The 20,515-nt window shown below is 71.8% G+C and carries 22 protein-coding genes and 3 tRNA genes; 15 read left to right on the top strand and 10 right to left on the bottom strand.

Annotated elements, in window-relative coordinates:
- Positions 1-24 precede the first annotated feature (24 nt).
- The 7 genes from recJ (at position 25) to VLI41_RS14105 (ending at position 4,354) form a co-directional block, all read left to right on the top strand.
- Positions 25-1,824, top strand: coding sequence for a single-stranded-DNA-specific exonuclease RecJ (gene recJ / locus VLI41_RS14135; RefSeq protein ID WP_325268724.1), 1,800 nt, complete (start codon positions 25-27; stop codon positions 1,822-1,824).
- Between the two features lie 61 nt (positions 1,825-1,885).
- Complete coding sequence (locus VLI41_RS14130) at positions 1,886-2,491, top strand: AAA family ATPase (RefSeq protein WP_325268721.1); 606 nt, start codon at positions 1,886-1,888, stop codon at positions 2,489-2,491.
- A tRNA-Glu gene (locus tag VLI41_RS14125) sits at positions 2,470-2,544 on the top strand. The genes VLI41_RS14130 and VLI41_RS14125 overlap by 22 nt, the downstream gene beginning before the upstream one ends.
- 114 nt (positions 2,545-2,658) lie before the next feature.
- Positions 2,659-3,231, top strand: a complete 573-nt coding sequence (locus VLI41_RS14120; RefSeq protein WP_325268720.1) for a cold shock domain-containing protein — start codon at positions 2,659-2,661, stop codon at positions 3,229-3,231.
- Positions 3,232-3,254: 23 nt separating this feature from the next.
- Positions 3,255-3,785, top strand: coding sequence for a DUF192 domain-containing protein (locus tag VLI41_RS14115; RefSeq protein WP_325268719.1), 531 nt, complete (start codon positions 3,255-3,257; stop codon positions 3,783-3,785).
- Positions 3,782-4,210 (top strand): PaaI family thioesterase, encoded by a 429-nt coding sequence (locus tag VLI41_RS14110; RefSeq protein WP_325268718.1) that lies wholly within the window; start codon positions 3,782-3,784, stop codon positions 4,208-4,210. Before VLI41_RS14115 ends, VLI41_RS14110 begins: the two co-directional genes overlap by 4 nt.
- A gap of 67 nt (positions 4,211-4,277) precedes the next feature.
- Positions 4,278-4,354 (top strand) — tRNA-Pro (locus tag VLI41_RS14105).
- Between the two features lie 10 nt (positions 4,355-4,364).
- On the opposite strand, the gene VLI41_RS14100 is transcribed toward VLI41_RS14105, so the two are convergent.
- Positions 4,365-5,198 carry a transglutaminase-like cysteine peptidase gene (locus VLI41_RS14100; protein WP_325268717.1) on the bottom strand — a complete coding sequence of 278 codons (834 nt, stop codon included), beginning with the start codon at positions 5,196-5,198 and terminating at the stop codon, positions 4,365-4,367.
- Between the two features lie 212 nt (positions 5,199-5,410).
- Between VLI41_RS14100 and VLI41_RS14095 the strand changes: the two genes are divergently transcribed.
- Complete coding sequence (locus tag VLI41_RS14095) at positions 5,411-5,719, top strand: ETC complex I subunit (protein ID WP_325268716.1); 309 nt, start codon at positions 5,411-5,413, stop codon at positions 5,717-5,719.
- Positions 5,720-5,725: 6 nt separating this feature from the next.
- Positions 5,726-5,802: transfer RNA gene (locus VLI41_RS14090), tRNA-Arg, on the top strand.
- Positions 5,803-5,815: 13 nt separating this feature from the next.
- On the opposite strand, the gene VLI41_RS14085 is transcribed toward VLI41_RS14090, so the two are convergent.
- The 7 genes from VLI41_RS14085 to VLI41_RS14055 form a co-directional block, all read right to left on the bottom strand.
- Positions 5,816-6,664, bottom strand: coding sequence for a kinase (locus VLI41_RS14085; protein ID WP_414692563.1), 849 nt, complete (start codon positions 6,662-6,664; stop codon positions 5,816-5,818).
- 18 nt (positions 6,665-6,682) lie between these two features.
- Positions 6,683-7,681, bottom strand: coding sequence for an SDR family oxidoreductase (locus VLI41_RS14080; protein WP_325268715.1), 999 nt, complete (start codon positions 7,679-7,681; stop codon positions 6,683-6,685).
- A 61-nt stretch (positions 7,682-7,742) separates the two neighbouring features.
- Complete coding sequence (metC, locus tag VLI41_RS14075) at positions 7,743-8,906, bottom strand: cystathionine beta-lyase (RefSeq protein ID WP_325268714.1); 1,164 nt, start codon at positions 8,904-8,906, stop codon at positions 7,743-7,745.
- Between the two features lie 31 nt (positions 8,907-8,937).
- The gene (locus VLI41_RS14070) at positions 8,938-9,453 is read right to left on the bottom strand and encodes a GNAT family N-acetyltransferase (RefSeq protein WP_325268713.1); all 516 of its coding nucleotides are present in this window, start codon (positions 9,451-9,453) and stop codon (positions 8,938-8,940) included.
- An 11-nt stretch (positions 9,454-9,464) separates the two neighbouring features.
- Positions 9,465-10,307: a 3-mercaptopyruvate sulfurtransferase gene (gene sseA, locus VLI41_RS14065; protein ID WP_325268712.1), complete on the bottom strand. Its 843-nt coding sequence runs from the start codon at positions 10,305-10,307 to the stop codon at positions 9,465-9,467.
- A complete protein-coding gene (locus VLI41_RS14060) occupies positions 10,304-11,308 on the bottom strand; it encodes a cysteine synthase A (protein ID WP_325268711.1) in 1,005 nt (334 codons plus the stop codon). The genes sseA and VLI41_RS14060 overlap by 4 nt, the downstream gene beginning before the upstream one ends.
- Positions 11,309-11,481: 173 nt before the next feature.
- Entirely contained in the window at positions 11,482-11,889 is a 408-nt protein-coding gene (locus VLI41_RS14055; protein ID WP_325268710.1) for a MerR family transcriptional regulator, read from the bottom strand.
- 79 nt (positions 11,890-11,968) lie between these two features.
- On the opposite strand from VLI41_RS14055, the gene VLI41_RS14050 reads away from it, so the two are divergent.
- The 6 genes from VLI41_RS14050 (at position 11,969) to VLI41_RS14025 (ending at position 18,045) form a co-directional block, all read left to right on the top strand.
- Positions 11,969-12,448 (top strand): SgcJ/EcaC family oxidoreductase, encoded by a 480-nt coding sequence (locus VLI41_RS14050; RefSeq protein ID WP_325268709.1) that lies wholly within the window; start codon positions 11,969-11,971, stop codon positions 12,446-12,448.
- Between the two features lie 77 nt (positions 12,449-12,525).
- Entirely contained in the window at positions 12,526-13,380 is an 855-nt protein-coding gene (gene kdsA / locus VLI41_RS14045) for a 3-deoxy-8-phosphooctulonate synthase (RefSeq protein WP_325268708.1), read from the top strand.
- Between the two features lie 43 nt (positions 13,381-13,423).
- Positions 13,424-14,896 (top strand): D-glycero-beta-D-manno-heptose 1-phosphate adenylyltransferase, encoded by a 1,473-nt coding sequence (rfaE2, locus tag VLI41_RS14040; protein WP_325268722.1) that lies wholly within the window; start codon positions 13,424-13,426, stop codon positions 14,894-14,896.
- Entirely contained in the window at positions 14,893-15,894 is a 1,002-nt protein-coding gene (gene rfaD, locus VLI41_RS14035) for an ADP-glyceromanno-heptose 6-epimerase (protein ID WP_325268707.1), read from the top strand. The genes rfaE2 and rfaD overlap by 4 nt, the downstream gene beginning before the upstream one ends.
- 3 nt (positions 15,895-15,897) lie before the next feature.
- Positions 15,898-17,016, top strand: coding sequence for a DUF3089 domain-containing protein (locus tag VLI41_RS14030; protein ID WP_325268706.1), 1,119 nt, complete (start codon positions 15,898-15,900; stop codon positions 17,014-17,016).
- Between the two features lie 27 nt (positions 17,017-17,043).
- Positions 17,044-18,045, top strand: a complete 1,002-nt coding sequence (locus VLI41_RS14025) for an NADP-dependent oxidoreductase (protein ID WP_325268705.1) — start codon at positions 17,044-17,046, stop codon at positions 18,043-18,045.
- Positions 18,046-18,075: 30 nt separating this feature from the next.
- Here the strand turns inward: VLI41_RS14025 and VLI41_RS14020 are convergent, their stop codons facing one another.
- Together VLI41_RS14020 and recG are read right to left on the bottom strand one after the other, a co-directional pair.
- Entirely contained in the window at positions 18,076-18,327 is a 252-nt protein-coding gene (locus tag VLI41_RS14020) for a hypothetical protein (protein ID WP_325268704.1), read from the bottom strand.
- An 87-nt stretch (positions 18,328-18,414) separates the two neighbouring features.
- Entirely contained in the window at positions 18,415-20,490 is a 2,076-nt protein-coding gene (gene recG / locus VLI41_RS14015; protein WP_325268703.1) for an ATP-dependent DNA helicase RecG, read from the bottom strand.
- Positions 20,491-20,515 lie beyond the last annotated feature (25 nt).

The raw sequence follows: 20,515 nt of genomic DNA, 5'->3' as shown, positions 1-20,515 counted from the left end.
CACTTCGGGCGCGGGGAGCGGCGGTTGCCGGACGGAAGCGGACAATTCGGCTATCTGGGCGTCGGCCGCTCGCTGTCGGGCCGCGCCTGGCGAGAGCGCCCCGCCGACCCCGAGACCGTCCGCCGGCACCAACTGTCCCTGGGCCTCTCCGAGCCGCTGGCCCGCGCGCTCGCCGCGCGCGGCGTGGCGGACGGCGCCGGCGAGGTCTTCCTCAATCCGACGCTGAAGGCGCTGTTCCCCGACCCCTCCGCCTTCGCCGACATGGATCGTGCGGCGCAGATCCTGATCGAGGCCCTGGAGCGCAAGCGGCCGCTGGTCGTGTTCGCCGACTACGACGTCGACGGCGCTTCGTCGGCCGCCCAGCTCGTCCGCTGGTTCCGCGCCATGGGCTCGGACCTGCCGATCTATGTTCCCGACCGGATCACGGAGGGCTATGGCCCGTCGCCGGCCGCTTTCCGCCGCCTGAAGGCCGAGGGCGCGGAACTGGTGGTCACCGTCGACTGCGGGGCCGCCGCCCACGACGCGCTCGCCTGCGCGGCCGAGATCGGGCTGGAGGTGGTGGTGATCGATCATCACCTGATGCGCGGCGGCGAGATCCCGGCCGTCGCCGCCCTGGTCAATCCGAACCGGCCGGATTGCGCCTCGGGCCAGGGGCGCCTGGCCGCCGCGGGCGTGACCTTCGTGCTGCTGGCGGCGCTCAACCGCGAGGCCCGCCGCCGCGGCCTGTTCGGCGAGCGGGCGGAGCCGGACCTGCGGCAATGGCTCGACCTGGCCGCCATGGGCGCCATCTGCGACGTGACCGAGCTCACCGGCTTCAACCGCGCGCTCGCCGCCCAGGGTCTGAAGGTGATGTCCGCCTGGCGCAATCCCGGGCTGAAGGCGCTGCTGGAGGTCGCCAAGAGCCAGGGTCCGGCCTCGGTGTTCCACGTGGGCTTCATCCTGGGCCCGCGGATCAACGCCGGCGGCCGCATCGGCCGCTCGGACCTGGGCGCGCGGCTGCTCGCCACCGACGATCCCGCGGAGGTCGCCCAGCTCGCCGCCGAGCTCGACGCGCTCAACGCCTCGCGCAAGGAGGTGGAGAAGGAAGTCCTGGAAGCGGCGATCCGGATCGTCGAGCGGGAATCCAACCAGGCCGAGGCGCCCTGCCTGCTGGTCGCCGCCGACGACTGGCATCCGGGCGTCATCGGCATCGTCGCGGGGCGGCTGCGCGAGCGCTACCGCAAGCCGGTCGTGGTCGTGGGCGTCGACCGCGCCGCCGATGTGGGCAAGGGCTCCGGCCGCTCGCAGCCGGGCGTGAACCTCGGCCGCGCGGTGCAGGCGGCGTTCGAGGATGGCCTGCTGCTGGCCGGGGGAGGCCACGCCATGGCCGCGGGGCTCTCGGTGCGCCCCGCCGCCATCCCCGAGCTTCGCGCCTTCCTCTGCGAGCGCCTGGCGGAGGAGGCCGGTCTCGCCGCCGCCGAGGACGGCCTGGAGATCGACGCGCTGGTGACGACCCGCGCCTGCGACCGCGCCCTGTGGTCCGACTTCCAGCGGCTCGCGCCGTTCGGGCCCGGCAATCCCGAGCCCCTGTTCGCGGCCGCCGACGTGCGCATCGAGCGGCCCATGGCGCTTCGCGGCGGCCATGTCCGCTGCACGCTCACCGACGGCTCGGGCGGGCGGCTGAAGGCGGTGGCCTGGCGCATCGAGGACAGCGAAGCCGGCCGGCGGCTGCTGCAGGGCGGCGGCGGCCTCCACGTGGCCGGCCGCCTCAAGCCGGACGACTGGCAGGGCCGCCAGGGCGTCGAGCTCGAGATCGAGGACGTCGCCGACCCCCGGCAGGTTTGACAGCGCCGCCGCCTCGATGACAGCCTGACTGTCGCGAATGGCGCGCTGCGGGGGTACGCGCATGGCCCGCATCGTGGTGATGTCCGGCTATCCGGCTGCGGGGAAGTCGAGCCTCGCCCGGGCGCTCGCCGCCCGCCTCGGCTTCACCTACGTCTCGAAGGACGGGATGCTGGACGTGATCTTCCGCGCGATGCAAGGCGCGCCCGGCGACCACGCCCTGTCGCTGCGGTGCGGAACCGCCGCCTGGGAGATCTTCTGGGCTCTGTCGCGGGCCGGCGGCGACCTCGTGCTGGACAGCAACATCAAGCGCTCCGATCCGTATGAGGCGACGCAGCTCGCCCGCCTGAGCGGCCGGATCGTGGAGCTTCGCTGCGATTGCCCGCTGGAGCTGGCGCAGCGGCGCCATCGCGAGCGCGCGGCTTTGAGCCGTCCCGCGCAACGCATGCAAGAGCTGGAACCGGCCCGCGCGGCGCACTACGAGATCCCGCTCGCGTCGGCGCCCTCGTGCGTGTGGACACCACCCGTCCGGTGGACATCGACGTCGTCGCCACGGAGGTGCTCGCGGCCCTCGCCTGAACCGCGCCTGGCGGCAGTCTTGCGCGCCGCGGGCAAGGCGGTCTATAGAGCCGCCCTTCGCGACGCCGCGGTCCCTTCGTCTATCGGTTAGGACGTCAGGTTTTCAACCTGAAAAGAGGGGTTCGACTCCCCTAGGGACTGCCATGCGCCCGCCGCGAACCGGCGGGGCGGCGCCGTCCGATTCCCAAAATCCCCATTGACGGGCCTCAAGTTACGAGAACAGTGTTATACTTGGCCAAGTAGTAGGCCGAGGGGCAGATGGCGGTTTTCGAATTGGATGAGGTGGATGTGCAGGCGATCGCGCTGCGCATCACCGGGCGTGTCAAATGGTTCGACGCCGGCAAGGGCTATGGCTTCGTCGTCCCCGACGATCCGAACCAGACGGACCTGAAGGACGTGCTGCTGCACGTGACCTCGCTGCGCAACAGCGGGCGCGAGAGCGCGCTGGAGGGCTCCATCATCACCTGCGACGTGGTTCGCCGGCCGAAGGGCTGGCAGGTGAGCGAGATCGTCGAGATCGACGAGAGCGCCGCGGCGCCGAGCGAGCGTCGGCCGCGGGAGATGCGCGACCCCGCCGGGCCGCGCCCGCAGCGGCGGCCGCTGCTGCCGGCCGGTCCGCGCGAACGGGCCAAGGTGAAGTGGTTCAATCGCACCAAGGGCTACGGCTTCGTCGTCCGCGACAGCGAGCCGGGCGACATCTTCGTCCACATCGAGACGCTGCGCCGCTCCGGCATGGAGGACCTGCAGCCGGGCGAGGACGTCATGGTGCGCTTCGCCGAGGGGCCGAAGGGCCTTGTGGTCGCCGAGATCGAGGCGTCTGATCTCGGCTAGATTCGTCTGCGCCGGAGCTTTGCGTGGTCTTGCAGCTTACTGAGCAGCGCAGCCGGCTGGCGCTGGCCGTGGCGTTCGGCCTGGCCGCTATTGTCCTGGCGCCGGCGGCGCGCAGCGAGACCGACATCCCGCGGATGGATCCCGATCGCTGCCATGGCCAGGCGGTGATCGCGCCGCTGCAGCCGCTGACCATCGTGACCGCGCGCGGCCCCGCCCGCTTCAAGGTGGAGGTCGCCCAGACCGAGCGGCAGCACGCCTATGGCCTGATGTGCCGTCGCCGCCTCGCCCCCGATCGCGGGATGCTGTTCGACTTCCACGCCCCCGCCGACGGCGTGAACTTCTGGATGCGCAACACCCTGATCGGGCTCGACATCGTCTACATCGCGCCGAACGGGAAGGTGCTGTCGGTGGCGCGCAACGCGGCGCCGCTGGACGAGACGCCGATCCCCGCCGGGGGCACGATCCGCGCCGTCCTGGAGATCCCGGCCGGGCGCGCCGCTCAGCTCGGCGTCAAGCCCGGCGACAAGGTGATCGACCGGATCTTCACCCGGTGACGGACGAGCCCGCGGAAGCCATCCCGCCGCCGCCGGAGGGCTTCGCGCCCGCCCAGGGTCGGGGCCTGTTCTCGACCCGCAACGGGCCCTATTTCCACCGGGCGTCGCAGGGCGATCTGGTGGAGCAGGCCTTCTACGCCCTGCCGCGCCACTGCAATGGGGTCGGCATCGTCCACGGGGGCATGCTCTCGGCCTTCATGGACGGGGTCCTGGCAGGCGCGGTCTGGCGAGGCGCGCAGAAGCGGGCGGTCACCATCCACCTCTCCATCGACTTCCTGCACATGGCCAGGGCCGGCGAGTGGGTGCGCGGCGAGGCCCGGCTCACCCGCGCGACCCGCGAGGTCGCCTTCGCCGAGGGGCGCGCCTATGTCGGCGCCCATGACGTGGTCCGCTGCTCCGGCGTGTTCAAGCTGATGTCCCGGTGAGCCGCGGCCGCGCGAGCGAGGTTTGCGGCGCGGCGAAAAGGCCTATATCGCAGGCTTTCCGGACCGGCGGGGCGTAGCGCAGCCTGGTAGCGCATCTGCTTTGGGAGCAGAGGGTCGCAGGTTCAAATCCTGCCGCCCCGACCATCGTCTGGCCCTATTGCGGCGCGTCCGGCGCAGTTCGCGCGGCGCCGGGCGTGGGGATCGCCGGCGCGGGCAGGATGGCGGGATCGACGCCCGGCGGATGCTCCGCGGCCTCGAGGGCGGCGGCGGCCTGGGCGGTCTGGAACAGCCAGCGGCTCTCGCCGCTGAACCCGGCGATCGGCCTATAGGCCGTGACCTCGCCGGCCGTGCGGACGCGCTCGGCCTCGCTGTCGAGCACCAGCAGCGCATCGCCCTCGCGGACCAGCAGGACGGCATGGTCCACCTGCCTGCGGGTGTCGCGCACCAGCACCAGATAGAGCAGCCGGCTCGGGACTCCCGCCATCTGCAGGAGCCGCATCTTGGCGATCGCGAAGTCCTCGCAGTCGCCGCGGCCGGCGGCGATGGTCTCGGCGAGGCTCGCCCAGTGGTCGGCGACCCCATAGACCTCCTGGTCTGTCGCGACCGCCACGCGCCGGTTCACGAACTCGTCCACCGCCTCGGCCTGGGCTCGCAGCGGCAGGCCCCCGATGCGCGCCACCAGCGCCGCCCAGTCGGCTGGGAGCGGCGAGGCGGCCGGCGCCTGCGCGTCGCGCCACGCCTGATCGAGCGCGGTGGGTCCGATGGCGATCGCCTGATAGCCGAACACGTCTGGGTCGAGCGGCGGCCCGGGATCGGCGAGCAGCCGGCCCAGCTGCCGGTCGAGGTCGTCGGAGGCGGACGGGCTCGGCGCGGCGGCGGGGGCGGGCGCACGCACAGGCGCAGGCATGGCGTCGGCCGCCCTGGCCGTCGGCGCGCCGAGCACCATCAGCATGGCGAGCGGGATGCAGGCGAACCACCTCAGCGTCACGTCTCCCTGACGGCCATCGGCCGGCGGCCTGCGCGGCCGAATCGGCGCGCCCATCCTACGGCTTTCCGCCGGGATGGCGGCGTGGCGGCTCGCCACAAGGCGCAGCTTCGCCCAAGGCTTTATGTTTCTCGGTCGTCTGCTAAGGGGACGGCGCGGCGCGGATTCGGCCGGGCCGGCGTTCCCGCACCGGGAGAGAGACCCCAGGTTCCGTCATGCTCGCGCGCATCTTCCGCCCTTCCAAGACCGCCATGCAGTCGGGCAAGGCCAACACCAAGGACTGGGTGCTGGAGTTCGAGCCGAGAGACGCGCGCCAGCCCGATCCGCTGATGGGTTGGACCCAGACGGGCGACACCGCCTCCAGCCAGGTGCGCCTGTCGTTCGAGACGAGGGAGGAGGCGGTCCGCTATGCCGACCAGCACGGCATCGCCTTCCAGCTGATCGATTCCAAGCCCGCCAAGCGGATCATCAAGGCCTACGCCGACAACTTCGCCTTCAGCCGCAGGATTCCCTGGACTCACTAAAGGTTAGCGCCCGTAGCTCAACTGGATAGAGCACCTGCCTTCTAAGCTGGTGGTTGCAGGTTCGAGTCCTGCCGGGCGCGCCAGCCCTATCGCCGCTTACAGAGGCGTCCGGTCGGCCGCCAACGGAACCACCCAGTCGGCGCGGGCCGGCGCCTCCTGCGCGATCCATCGCGTCAGGCGCTCGTAGTGGGCGACGAAGCGGGCGATCTCGTCCGGGCCCATGCCGCCGCCGGTGCGGGCGCGTAGCTTCGCCTCCTGCTCGGCGCGCCAGCCCGCCACCACCTCGAACCCCGGCGCCTGCAGCAGGACGAGCCGGTCGATCGTCGCGAACAGCGGCTGGTAGGCGCCGTCCAGCGCGAGATTGACGAAGCTACGCCAGCGGCCGTCCGGGTCCTCGTCGCGTTCCAGGGCGTTCACGGGCTGCACGAGGGCTTCGGCCGGCTGCGGCCGCGCGCCGACGCACCAGCCCTCGAACAGCACGACGTCGACCGGTGCGGCGACCCGCGGCCACTCGGATGGCGGACGAGGTGTATCGGCGGCCTTGTCGAAGCGGGGCAGGGCGACCTCGCCGGGCTCGCCGAGCCGCCGCAGCACTTCGATCCCGAGCACCGGGTGGTGGGTGCCCGGCGGTCCGCGGGTCGCGAGCAGCGGATGGACGGCGCGCGCCAGCTCCGCCCGGGCCGCGCGCGAGAGGTAGAGGTCGTCCAGCGACAGGATGGCGTCGCTCAGGCCCTTTGCCTCGAGCAGATGCTGCGTCGCGGCGCAGATCGTCGACTTTCCCGAGCCTTGCGGTCCGCAAACCCCGATCACCGCCGTTCGCCCGAGCGTGCGGCGCGCCGCGGCGGCCATCTCCGCCAGCGGCGCGCACACCACCGCGGCCGTGCGCCGGAAGCTCTCCGGCAGGCGGTCGGCGGCGATGAAGGCGTCGAGCCAGTCCTGCGCCACTCAGGCCCCGCCCGTCGGCTACTCCCCGCCGGTGATCGGCAGGATCATGCCGGTGATGTAGCTGGCGGTCTGGGGCGAGGCCAGGAACACGTAGGCCGGCGCGATCTCCTCGGGCTGGGCGGGCCGCTTCATCGGCGTCTGCGCGCCGAACCTGGCGACCTGCTCGGCCTGCCGGTCGGCCGGGTTGAGCGGCGTCCACACCGGCCCTGGGGCCACGGCGTTCACCCGCACGCCCTTTTTGATCAGGTTCGAAGCCAGCGACATGGTGAAGGCGTGGATGCCGCCCTTGGTCATCGAGTAGTCCAGGAGCGCCTTCGAGCCCTGCAGCCCGGTCACCGAGCCGGTGTTGATGATGGCCGAGCCCGCTTTCAGGTGCGGGATCGCCGCCTTGGCCATGTGGAAGTAGCCGTACAGGTTGGTCTTGATCGTGCGGTCGAAGTGCTCTTCGGAGATCTCCTCGATGCCCTCGGCGTGCTCCTGGAAGGCGGCGTTGTTGACCAGGATGTCGAGCTTCCCGAGCTCCTTCACCGTCCGCTCGACAGCCTGCTTCGCGAACTTGGGATCGGCCACGTCGCCCGACAGCAGGATGGCGCGGCGGCCCTCCTTCTCGACGGCCGCCTGGGTCGCCTTGGCGTCCTGCTCGCTGTCGAGATAGGCGATGGCCACGTCCGCGCCTTCGCGCGCGAACAGCGCCGCGACCGCCCGGCCGATGCCGGAGTCGGCGCCGGTGACCAGCGCCACCTTGCCCTTCAGCTTGTCGGAGCCTTTGTAGTAGGGCGCATCCCACATCGGCTGCAGCTGCATCTCGGCCTGCACGCCGGGCTTCTCCAGGTGCTGCTTGGGAACCGGCGGGACCGGATATTCGCGCGCGCCGGTCTGCGGCGGCTTCTCGTCCTTCTGCTCGCCGCCCGGCGCGAAGGAACGCTGCTCCTTCTGATCGATCTCGCGCTGGACGTCGCGTTCTTCGCGCGCGGCCTGTTCCGCACCGGGGCTCACGCCGCCATGGGGTTCGCTCATGGTCTGGACCTCCGTCCTGGTTTCGCCCGCAATCGCGGCGAGGGGCCGAAGGTTCCGGGGTTCAGCCGATGCGGCCGGCGTAGACGGAAAGGGCCGACTCGAGGTCGGCGACGAGGTCCCTGGCGTCCTCCAGGCCGATGTGCAGCCGGATCAGCGGGCCGCCGTAGTCGCGCCGGAATCTCCGGGTCTTGAGCTGGTGATCGCAAGGGATCGCGAGGCTCTCGAAGCCGCCCCACGAAAACCCCAGCCCGAACAGGGTGAGCTCGTCGAGGAAGGCGTTGACGGCCGCCGCCGGGCCCGGCTTGAGCGCAAACGCGAACAGCCCGCAGGCGCCGCTGTAGTCGCGCGCCCACAGCGCGTGGTCCGGCGCGCCGGGCAGGGCGGGATGGAAGACCGCCGCCACCTCCGGCCGCACCGCCAGCCAGCGGGCGACCGCCAGGCCGCTTTCGCCATGCCTGGCCAGACGGGTGGGCAGGGTGCGCAGCCCCCGGAGCATCTGGTAGGCGTCCTCGGGCGAGACGCTCCAGCCGGTCTGCACGACCCCGTCCAGCAGCGCCCGCACGAGCGCCGGATCGCGCGCCGCGGCCGAGCCCATGAAGACGTCGGAATGGCCGCCGACATACTTGGTCAGCGCCTGGATCGAGAGATCGACGCCGTGTTCGAGGGGTTTGTAGAGATACCCCGCGCCCCAGGTGTTGTCCGCGGCCGTCAGGATGTTCCGCGCGCGGGCAAGCTCCGCCGTGCGGGTCATGTCCTGCATCTCGAACGACAGCGAGCCGGGGCTCTCCATCAGGATGAGGCGCGTCGCATCGGCGGCCCTGCCGACCAGCTCTTCCGGCGCCTGCCGAGGATCGAAGTAGCCGGTCTTCACCCCGAACCGCTTCAGCACCGTGTCGCAGAACCGCCGCGTCGGCCGATAGACCGTGTCGGCGACCAGGATCTCGTCGCCGGCCTTCAGCACCGCCAGCAGCGCCCCGGTGACGGCGGCGAGCCCGGACGGATAGAGCGCCACCCCCGCGGCGCCTTCCATCTCCGCCAGCGCGTCGGCGAGCGCCGCCTGGGCGGCCAGCCCCTGACGGCCGTAGGTCACCCGGTTATGATCGTCGTAGAGCGCCTCGGCGTCGGGCAGCAGGACGGTGGAGCCCTTCTGGATCGGCGGACCGACCGTCTTCGCCAGCTTGTCGGGCGTCGCGCCGGCGCGGATCAGGCGGGTTTCGTCGTCCATGCGGGCACTTAGAGCCGCGGGCGCAGGGCTTTCAAGGCGCAGGCATGAGGGTCAGGCGCATGGCGCAGCGGGCGGCCGCCTCGAGCCCCAGCTTCGTCTCGCGGGCGCGGATCCAGGCCAGGCGAGGGTTGAACGCCTCTTCGAGGACTTCGGCGAAGCCGCAGCTCGCGTAGAACGGGGCGTTCCAGGCGATGTCGCGGAAGGTGGTGAGCGTGACGGCTGGCGCGCGCCGCCGCCGCGCCTCGGCGACGGCCGCCATGACCAGGGCGCGGCCAGCGCCGTGGCCCTGGGCCTCGCGCCGCACGGCGAGCTCCCAGATGTGCAGGGCGTCCTCGAACAGCTCGCAGGCGGCGAAGCCGGTCAGACGCCCGCCATCCTCGGCGACCCAGACCAGGCCCTGCACGGCGAGCGGCCGGTGGAAGTCGGCCGGCGAGACGTCGCCGTCGGCCACCGCGGCCTGCGACGAGCCGCGGAACAGCTCGGCCGCGGAGCGCTCGATGGCGGGCAGCTCTGAGCATTCGTCCGGACGCGCGAGCCGGATATGCATGGCCTCGCCGATCAGGGGCCCGTGGCGACCGGCGTATCCTGGCGCGCGCCCCATTCGGCCCAGGAGCCGTCATAGACCGCCACGTCCTCGCGCCCGAGCCGGGCCAGCGCCAGGGCGAGCACGGCGGCGCTGACCCCGGAGCCGCAGGTGGTCACGATCGGCGACTGGAGGCTGACGCCGGCCTCGCCGAACACCCTGCCGAGCTCGGGGGCGGCCTTCAGCGTCCCATCGGGACTGATCACCGCCGAGAATGGCACATTGCGCGCGCCCGGCATGTGGCCGGCCTTCAGACCGGCCCGCGGCTCCGGCGCCTCGCCGCGGAAGCGCGGCCCCGGGCGGGCGTCGACGATCTGCGCGTCGCCGGCCTCCAGCGTGCGGCGAACCGCGGGCAGGTCGCGCACCAGCTTCGCCTCGAAGATGGGCTCCAGCCCAGTCGGCGCAGGCGCGGGGGAGCCGGCCTCGACGGCGCGGCCCTCGGCCCGCCACTTCGGCAACCCGCCGTCCAGCACCTTCACGCGCGGGAAGCCCATCACCCTGAGCGTCCACCAGACCCTGGGCGCCGAGAAGATGCCCTGGCCGTCGTAGACCACGATCTCGGCGGCGCGCCGCAGGCCCAGCGCGCCCGCCGCCCGGGCGAAGGCCTCGCCCGAAGGCAGCATGTGCGGCAGGTCCGTCGTGCGGTCGGCCAGCTGGTCGATATCGAAGAAGACCGCGCCGGGGATGTGGCCCTTGGCGTAGTCTTCGCGCCCCTTGCGCCCGTCGGTCGGCAGGAACCAGGTGGCGTCGAGGATCTGCACGCCCGCATCGCCGAGCCGCTCGGCGAGCCATGCGGTGGTGACCAGGGGATCGCTCATGCGCCCATCCAGGCCGGCGCGGGCAGGTTCTTCTCCCGCAGGAACGCCGGATTGTAGATCTTCGACTGATAGCGCTGGCCATGGTCGGCGAGCACGGTGACGATGGTGTGGCCGGGACCCAGGTCGCGCGCCAGGCGGATCGCGCCGGCGACGTTGATGCCCGTCGAGCCGCCCATCACCAGCCCTTCGTGCTCGACGAGGTCGAACAGCGCGAGCAGCATCTCCTCGTCGGAGATCCGGTAGGCCCGGTCGATGACCATGTCCTCGATGTTGGCGGTGATCCGCCCCTGGCCGATGCCCTCGCTGATCGAGGTCCCCTCCGCCTTCAGCTCGCCGTCGGTGTAATAGGAATAGAGCGCTGCGCCATGCGGGTCGGCCAGGCCGATGGCGACGTTCGGATTGCGCTCGCGCAGCGCCAGGGCGACGCCGGCCAGCGTGCCGCCGGATCCGACGGCGCAGATGAAGCCGTCGACCTTGCCGTCCGTCTGGGCCCAGATCTCCGGACCCGTGGTCCGCACGTGGGCCTCGCGGTTGGCGACGTTGTCGAACTGGTTGGCCCACACCGCCCCATTCGGCTCGGTTTCATTGAGTTCCTGCGCCAGACGGCCGGAATACTTCACGTAATTCATCTCGTCGGAGTAGGGGACGGCGTCCACCTCCACGAGCTCGGCGCCATAGAGGCGTATGGCGTCCTTCTTCTCCTGGCTCTGGGTGCGCGGGATGACGATGGTGGACGGGTAGCCCAGCGCCTTGCCGACCATGGCCAGGCCGATGCCGGTGTTCCCCGCCGTGCCTTCGACGATGCGGCCGCCGGGGCGCAGGAGGCCCTTCTGCTCGGCGTCGCGGATGATGAACAGCGCCGCGCGGTCCTTCACCGACTGGCCAGGATTGCAGAACTCCGCCTTGCCGAGGATCTCGCAGCCGGTCATCTCGCTGGCGCGGCGCAGGCGGATGAGGGGGGTGTTTCCGATGGCGTCCAGGACGCTCGCGGCGACTTGCATGGCCGCTACTTAAGACGCGGCGCCGCTTCGGAACAGGGGTTGGCGAAACGTCCGGATCGCACGCCGCCGTTCGGGTCGGGAAAATCGCGATATGCGCGCCCGGGATCAAGCGCATGGCCGAGCGCTCGCCGAGGCCCAAGGGGTGCGTAAGGCTTGCGGCCGGCCCGCCGTGGTCAGCCGATCCCGCTGACCCGCTTGAACACGGGGCAGCGCTCGGCGTCGGGCTTGGCCGCGCAGGCCTCGATGAAGGCGGTGAGCTCGGCGCGCTGCAGAGCGAGCGCCTCGACCTGCGCCTCGATCTCGATAATGCGCCGCCGCGCCATCGCGCGCACCGCTGCGCAGAAATTCGGGGACTGCTCGGCCTCGCCCAGCAAGCCTTCGATATCGGCGAGCTTCCAACCCCAGGCCTGCGCCGTCTTGATGTAGCGGATCCGCCAGACCGCCTCGTCGCCATAGCTTCGTCCTCCGGGATCGGCGGGCGGCCGGGCGATGAAGCCGCGCCGCTCGTAGAAGCGCACCGTCTCGACGTGGACGCCGGCCTCCGCCGCCAGCCGCCCGATGGTCCTGCGCCGCGCCTTCATCAGCATCCTCCGAAACCCGCTTGACTCCGTACCACGGTACGGCGTGCAGGGTCCGCAGCCTCGATGCATGGAGGCGACGATGGACAGGCGATGGGGATGGGCGGCGCTGGGCGCCGCATTGATCGCGACGACGGCGGCCCCGGCCGCACCGGGCACTGCGGAGACTGTCGCCCAGGCCATGGCGGCCGCCTACGTCGCGGCCTGGGACCGCGGCGACGCCTCCGCGCTCGGCGCCCAGTTCGCCGCCGATGGCGACTTCATCAATCCCGCCGGGGTCTATGCCCGTGGCCCGGCGGAGATCGGGGCGTTCTATCGCACCGCCTTCGCCCGCGGCTATTCCGGCAGCGCCGGGGCTTTCCGGGTGGTGAAGGTGCGCCGGCTCGCGCCCGGCGTCGTGGCGATCGACGGCGAGTGGTCCATCACCGGCGCGCGCGGCCCGGATGGGAGACCCCGTCCTCCGGAGCGGGGGATCGCGGCGGCCGTGCTCGTCAGCGGCGCGGGCGGCTGGAAGGTCGCCCTGCTGCGGGAACAGGAGGGCGCGGCGAAGATTGCGGGCTGAGCTCGCCGGGGCCGATCGCGCTTGTGATGCGGCGCGGCTCGCGGCACTTAGCGGCAGCCGCAATCCGAGGGGGAGCCATGACCGTCCTGACGCTCGAGCGCTGGAATCTCGCGATCGGAGACGGCCGGCCGCTGCTGGTCATCGCCGGGCTGAACGTGCTGGAGGACCTGCCGCTCGCCCTGGAGACGGCGCGCCGCCTGAAGATCGTCGCCGCCGAGCTCGGGCTGCCCTACGTCTTCAAGGCCAGCTACGACAAGGCCAACCGCTCCTCGATCCACAGCTACCGCGGGCCGGGCCTCGAGGAGGGGCTGCGCATGCTCGCCGAAGTGAAGGCGCAGGTCGATGTTCCGATCTGCACCGACGTCCATGCCCCAGAGCAGGCCGAAGCGGTGGCCGCGGTGGCGGACCTGGTGCAGATCCCCGCCTTCCTGTGCCGACAGACCGACCTGGTCGTCGCCGCCGCGCGCGCCACCCGGGCGGCGGGCGGCTGGCTGCACGTCAAGAAGGGCCAGTTCCTCGCGCCCTGGGATTGCCGCAACATCCTCGACAAGGTGCGCGAAGCCAGCGAAGGCGCGGATTTCACCGTTTTGTGCGAGCGCGGCGCCTCCTTCGGCTACAACAACCTCGTGGTCGACATGCTGAGCATCCAGGAGATGCAGGGCCTGGGCGTGCCGGTCACCATCGACGCCACCCATGCGGTGCAGCTCCCCGGCGCGGATCCGAAGAGCAACGCCACCTCGACCGGGGGGCGCCGCGAGGGCGTCCCGGTGATCGCCAAGGCGGCTGTGGCGGCCGGAGCCGACGGCGTCTTCCTGGAGTTCCATCCCGATCCCGACCGGGCGCTGTGCGACGGGCCGAGCTGTCTGCCGCTGGCCTCAGCGCGCGATCTCCTCGCCGCGCTGCAACGGATCCGACTGGCGGTGAGCGCCTGAGGCCGGCTTGACCGCGCCCGCGCCGCGCCGCACACCGAGCGCCATGGATCTCTCGGAGCTCCAGCACCTGCTCAGCCTCTCGGCCGGCCGCCGGGTGGTCTGCGTGGGCGACCTGATGGTCGACCGCTTCGTCTACGGCGAGGTCACCCGCGTCTCGCCCGAAGCCCCGATCCCGGTCCTGGCGCGCGCGCGCGAACTGGTGATGCTGGGCGCGGCGGGCAATGTGGCGCGCAACGTGGCCGCGCTCGGCGGCGCCGTGGCGCTGATCGGGGTGATCGGCGACGACGCGGAGGGCAAGGAGGCGCTGCGGCTGGCCGGCGAGGAGCCGGGCGTCGAGGGCTACCTCATCGTCGATCCGGAGCGGCCTTCGACGCTGAAGACCCGCTTCATCTCCGGCGGCCAGCAGCTGCTGCGGGTCGACCTGGAGGCGAGCCGCGCGGTCTCAGGCGAGGTGGAGCAGCGCCTGATCCGCACGATCGCCGACGCCGCCGACGACGCCGGCGTGATCCTGATCTCCGACTACGGCAAGGGCGTGGTCACCGAGGCCGTCATCGCCGCCTGCCGTGCGGCCGCCGATGCGGCGGGCGGCCAGGTGGTGGTGGATTCCAAGGCGCGCTCCTTCGCCCGCTACGGCGCGGTCGACCTGATCAAGCCCAATGCGCTGGAGCTCTCGCACGCGACCGACCTGCCGGCCGAGACCGACGCGGAGATCGAGACGGCGCTGGCGCATGCGCTCAGCCTGTGGGACGCCAAGGCGATCCTGGTGACGCGGGCGTCGAAGGGCATGTCGCTGGCGCTCCGCGGCGAGCCGGTGCGCCACTTCGCGACCGCCCCGCGCGAGGTCTTCGACGTCTCCGGGGCCGGGGACACCACCTTGGCGGCGCTCGGCCTGGCGCTGGCGTCAGGCGCGGACCTGGACGCGGCGGCCGGCTTCGCACAGTTGGCCGGCGGCGTCGCGGTCGGCAAGGCCGGCACTTCGGCGGTCTCGCCGGAGGAGCTCATCGAGGCCGCCCTCGTCGCCCACATGGCGCCGGCCGAGGCCAAGGTCGCCACCCTCCGCCGCATGGCCGACGAGGTGGCCCGCTGGCGGGCGCGGGGCCTCCGGATCGGCTTCACGAACGGCTGCTTCGACATCCTGCACAAGGGCCACGTCGCCTATCTGGCCCAGGCCAGGAGCTGGTGCGACCGCCTGATCGTCGGCCTCAATGCCGACGACTCGGTCCGTCGCCTGAAGGGCGAGGGGCGGCCGGTGAACGACCTGGAATCCCGCGCCCTCGTGCTCGCCGGGCTCGGCACGGTCGATCTCGTCGTCCCCTTCGAGGAGGACACGCCCGTCCGCCTGATCGAAGCCGCGCGCCCCGACGTGCTGGTCAAGGGCGCCGACTACGCCGAGGACGAGGTGGTTGGCGCGGACCTGGTCAAGAGCTGGGGCGGAGAGGTGCGCCTGGCGGAGATCGTCGAGGGCTACTCGACGACCGCGGCCATCGCGCGGATGAGCCGAAAGGCCAGCCGGTGACGCGCCGCATCGTCTTCGTGACCGGCGGGGCGGGGTTCATCGGCTCCAACATCGCCGCCAAGCTCGCCGAGGACCGCTCGCTCGACATCGTGGTCTGCGACCGGCTGCGGGAGGCCGAGCTCGGCAAGTGGCGCAACATCGCCAAGCACCCGATCGGCGACTTCGTGGCGCCGGAGGAGATGTTCGAGTGGCTGGAGAAGCGCTGGCGCGAGGTGGAGGTGGTCATCCACATGGCCGCGGTGTCCTCCACCACCGAGCCGGACGCCGACAAGATCCTGCGCTCGAACTTCAGCCTGAGCCGCGACCTGTTCCGCTGGTGCGCGGACCGGCAGCGGCGGCTGATCTACGCCTCCTCGGCCGCCACCTACGGAGCCGGCGCCCAGGGTTTCGTCGACGACAATGACTACGAAGCGCTGGTCGCGCTGCGCCCGCTGAACACCTACGGCTGGTCGAAGGCGCTGTTCGACATCTTCGCCGTGCGCCAGGCAAGCCGCGATTACGCGCCGCCGCAGTGGGTGGGGCTGAAGTTCTTCAACGTCTACGGGCCCAACGAGGAGCACAAGGGGGCCATGAAGTCGGTGGCCGCCCAGATCTGGCCGCACGTGCGCGAAGGCCATTCGGTGCAGCTCTTCAAGAGCTACCGCAAGGACGTGCCGGACGGCGGCCAGAAGCGGGACTTCCTCTATGTCCGGGACGCGGCGGAGGTGGTCGAATGGCTGACGAGGACGCCGGAGGTGAATGGGATCTTCAATCTCGGTTCCGGCCGGGCGCGCACCTTCGAGGACATGGCCAAGGCGGTCTTCCAGGCGGCCGGGCGCGAGCCCGCGATCGACTACACGCCCATGCCGCCGGCCATCCGCGACAAGTACCAGTACTTCACCGAGGCTTCGATGGAGCGGCTGTCCGCGGCCGGTTATCCGAAACCCATGACGCCGCTGGAGGAGGGGATCGGAGATTACGTGACCCGCTACCTCTCCCAGCCGGATCCCTACCGCTAGGCCATGCCGGCTCGGGTTGGGCGCCCGCCGCTCTGGCTGACCTTGGCCATTCTCGGCCTGGTGCTGGTCCTGGGCCTCGCCACCGGCGTGTTCTGGGACGACCTGCAGCGCACGGCGCTCGATCCCAAGATCCCCTTCCAGACCTATACGCCGCCGAAGGCGCCCGACTACGCGCTGAAGTCGGCGTGGTACCTGCTGCCGACCGATCCGGCGCATGCGCCGGCCGGCGCGGTCGACGTATTCTTCCTCTCGCCCACGATCTACGACGGCGGCGAGCAGTGGAACGCGCCGATCGACGACCGCCGCGGCGACAAGCTGTTCCGCCGGGTCATGGCCCCCAACTACGCGGGACCTTTCGTGCGCGTCGGCCGGCTCTATGCCCCGCGCTACCGCCAGGCGAGCCTCTACAGCGAGCTGACGCTCCGCGAGGACGCCCAGGAGGCGCGGCGCTTCGCCTACGGCGATGTCGCCGATGCGTTCCGCTTCTATCTGCAGCACGAGAACCAGGGCCGGCCTTTCGTCCTGGTGGGCGTCGAGCAGGGCGGGTTGCTCGCCGACCGGCTTCTCGCCGAGCAGGTCGCGCCCGATCCGGCGGTGCGCAGCCGGCTGGTGGCGGCCTATCTGATCCGCACCATCGTTCCGGCTGAGAGCCCGCCGATCCCGCCCTGTATGATGCGGGCTCAGGCCCATTGCCTCGCGGCGTGGATGACGCTCAGGGCCGATGAGTTCCCGCGGGCGCAGACGCTGCTCGACCGGGCGCTGGTCTGGGGGCCGCATGGCGAGCTCGTCGGACTGAACGGCCGCCAGGCCCTGTGCTTCAATCCGCTGCTCGGCGCCACCACCGATGCGCCGGCGGCTGCGCGCTTGAACCTCGGCGCGGCCAACGCCACGGGCCTGGAATGGGACGCCCGGCCGGCGTTCCTGGCCCGCCAGGTGTCGGCCCAGTGCCAGGACGGCATCCTGCGCGTCTCAGCTCCCAAGTCGGGCGCCTTCAGCCCGCAGGGCTCCTGGGCCGACCGCAAGAAGGCGCCGGGCTACAATCTGTTCTATGCCGACATCGAGGCCGACGCGCTCGCCCGCGTGGCCGCCTTGACCGGCCAGGCGGCAGGTGCGCAACCCTGACGGCGCACAGCCTCGCCGGAGCGCGCCATGCCGCAGACCAACCGCCAGATCGTCCTCGACCAGATCCCGCAGGGGAAGCTCTCGCCCGAGCATTTCAAGCTGGTCGCGACCGACGCGCCGGCGCCTGCAGAGGGCGAGGCCCTGGTCCGCACGCGCTACATCTCGCTCGACGCCGCCAATCGCGCCTGGATGCAGGGCGCCACCTACCGCTCCGCGCTCAGTTCCGGCCAGGTGATGGCCGGCGGCGCCATCGCCGAGGTGGTGGAGAGCCGCGATCCCTCCTTGGCGCCCGGCGACCTGGTGAGCGGCGACATCGGCTGGCAGGACTACGCCGCGGTTCTCGCCAGACGGCTGCAGAAGCTGCCCCGGCTGGAGCCCGTCACCCATCTGATGAGCGTCTTCGGCGTGGCCGGACTCACCGCCTATTTCGGGCTGCTGGAATGCGGCCAGCCAAAGCCCGGCGAGACCGTCGTGGTCTCGGCGGCGGCCGGCTCGGTGGGCTCGATCGTCGGTCAGATCGCCAAGCTCAAGGGCTGCCGCGTGGTGGGCATCGCCGGCGGCAAGGCCAAGTGCGAGTGGCTGAAGGCCGAGCTCGGGTTCGACGAGGCGCTGGACTACAAGTCGGGCGAGCTCAAGCGGGCGATGCGCGAGGCGCTGCCTTCCGGGATCGATGTCTATTTCGACAATGTCGGCGGCGACATCTTCGAGGCCTGCCTGTTCGCGATGAACGCGCATGGCCGGATCGCCTGCTGCGGCGCGGTCTCGCAGTACGACGGCCCGCCGCCCGCGCACGGGCCGCGCGGCATCCCCGGCCTGATCGTCACCAAGCGTCTGAGGCTCAGGGGGTTCATCGTCTCGGACTTCGACGCCCAGCGCGAGGCGGCGCTGAAGGACCTGCAGGGCTGGGTCGCCGACGGCCGGCTCAAGGTCCAGGAGGACATCGTCGAGGGCCTGGAGAACACGCCGGCCGCCCTCATCGGCCTGCTCGCCGGCGAGAACCGCGGCAAGCGGATGGTGAAGGTGCGCTGAAGCCGGGGGCGGCTCCCGGCTCCGACACCTTTACTTGGCGTTGTTCAGAGCCCCCGCGACCCTGGTGTTCGACGCGTTGATCGCGGCCTGAAGGTTGCGCGGGCCGCCCAACACGCCCGCTGCGCCGCTCGATGGAGCCTGGGCCGCGGCCCCGGGCGCGTGCGCGTGCGTGGGGATGTGCGGCAGCGGGAGCGGCTGCGACCCGGACGCCCGCCACAGGAGGATGGCCGCCACGATGCAGACGGCCGCAAGCCCGAGCGAAAGAAGAGACTGACCGGTCATGCTCCGACCTCCAGAGGGCAAGCTATGGCGGCGATACTGCTCCAGGGCAGATCCCAAAGCCAGACCGGTCGGCCGAGACACGCCGGCTCATCCCGCGTCCCTCAGCGCCATCCCGGCTTTCCAGTCGAACAGCTCCGAGAGCACCTGCAGCGCCCGACCGCGGGCGCTCTTGAGCTCCGGGTCGCGGGCCATGACCAGGCGGGCGTCGTCGCCGGCGGCGGCGATCAGGTCGGCGTGCGCGAACGGATCGGCGAACACATAGGCCGGGAACCCGGACTGGCGAAGGCCCAGCGCGTCGCCGCCGCCGCGCAGCTCGAGGTCCTTCTCGGCGATCAGAAACCCGTCGTCGGTGCGCCGCAGGATGTCCAGGCGCTGCTGGGCCGTCTCCCCGAGCGGCGGATCGTAGAGCAGGACGCAGGCGCTCTCCTGCCGGCCGCGGCCGACGCGGCCGCGCAGCTGGTGCAGCTGGGCCAGTCCGAAGCGCTCGGCCTGCTCGATGACCATGATCGTGGCGTTCGGCACATTGACGCCCACCTCGACCACCGTGGTCGCGACCAGCACCGAGAGCCTGCCGTCGGCGAAATCGGCCATCACCGCGTCCTTGGCGGCGGGCGCAAGCTTGCCGTGCACCAGGCCTACCGACGGGCCGATGCTTTTGGCGAGGTCGGCGGCGCGGCGTTCCGCGGCGGCGAGGTCGGAGGTCTCGGTCTCGGAGACCAGCGGGCAGATCCAGAAGGCCTGCGCGCCGCCGGCCACCGCCTGGCGAAGCCTCGCCTCGACCTCGCCGACGCGGGTGATGGGCGCAGCGCGGGTTGCGACCGGCGTGCGGCCGGGCGGCTTCTCGTCGATGCGGCTGACGTCGAGGTCGCCGTAGACCGTGAGCTCGAGTGTGCGCGGGATGGGCGTCGCCGACATCGCCAGGAGGTGCACGCCCCGGCCCTTGGCCTGCAGCCGCTGCCGCTCGGCGACCCCGAACCGGTGCTGCTCGTCGACCACGGCCAGCCGCAGCCGATCGAAGACGACGTCGTCCTGGAACAGCGCGTGCGTGCCCACCGCCACCTTGGCGGCCCCGGAACTCAAGGCTGCAAGCTTTGCGGCGCGCGGCTTGCCCTTGTCGCGCCCGGTGAGCAGGACGACCTCGACGCCATGCCCGGAGAGCGGCCCGGCGATGGTCTCGAAGTGCTGGCGCGCCAGGATCTCGGTGGGCGCCATCAGCGCGCTCTGGCCGCCGCCGGCCGCCACGTCGGCCATGGCGCACATGGCGACCACGGTCTTGCCCGAGCCGACGTCGCCCTGGATCAATCGGCTCATCCGCTCGCCGGAGGCGAGGTCGGCGCGGATCTCGGCGAGCGCGCGGGCCTGCGCGCCGGTGAAGGCGAACGGCAGGTCCGCCCGGACGCGCTCGGCGATCGGGCTGGGCTCGATCCTGGCCGCAGGCTCGCGCCGCCGCTCGGCCTTGCGCTGGGCCATGGCGAGCTGGTGCGCCAGGAGCTCGTCGTAGGCCAGCCGGCGCAGGTGGTTCGCCTGGGGCAGCAGATCGGCCTCGCTCTGCGGCTCATGCAGCCGCTGGAGCGCCGCCCGCCAGCCGGGGAACCGCTCGCGCGCGAGCCAGGCCGCATCCTGCCACTCCGGCAGCTCCGGCGCCCGCGCCAGCGCCTCGAGAACGAAGGCCCGCACCCGGCGCGCCGGCAGCCCCTCGGTCGCCGGATAGATCGGCTCCAGCTCCGGGATCTCCTCGCCCTTGCCCGGCTCGACCATGTAGTCCGGGTGCACCATCTGGCGGCCGAACTTGTCGTCGCCGACCTTGCCCGAGACGATCCGCCTGGTGCCCGCCGGATGGCGCTTCTCCAGCGCATCGGCGAAGCGTCCGAAGAACACCAGCGTCATCCAGCCGGTCGGATCGGACACCCGGGTGCGCCAGGGCTGGGCGCTTGTGCGCGGCCGCTGGTGCTCATCGACGGTCACCTCGAAGGTCATCACCTCGCCGTCGCGCGCCGCCGAGAGCGAAGCGGGCGTGCGCCGCACGATCGAATGCGGCTTCAGGAACGCCACGTCGCGCACGACCGGCCCCGCCACCCGGGCGAGCAGCGGCGCCACGCGCGGGCCCACACCCTTGAGCGTCGTGATCGGCGCGAAAAGCGGGAACAGAATCTCCGGCCGCATGAAAGCAACATAGCCCGGCTGGCGC

The sequence above is a fragment of the Phenylobacterium sp. genome (genome assembly GCF_035475775.1).
In the GTDB taxonomy this organism is placed as follows: domain Bacteria; phylum Pseudomonadota; class Alphaproteobacteria; order Caulobacterales; family Caulobacteraceae; genus Phenylobacterium.
The sequence above is the reverse complement of the archived record's forward strand: the minus strand, read 5'-3'. Positions and strand labels throughout refer to the sequence as shown.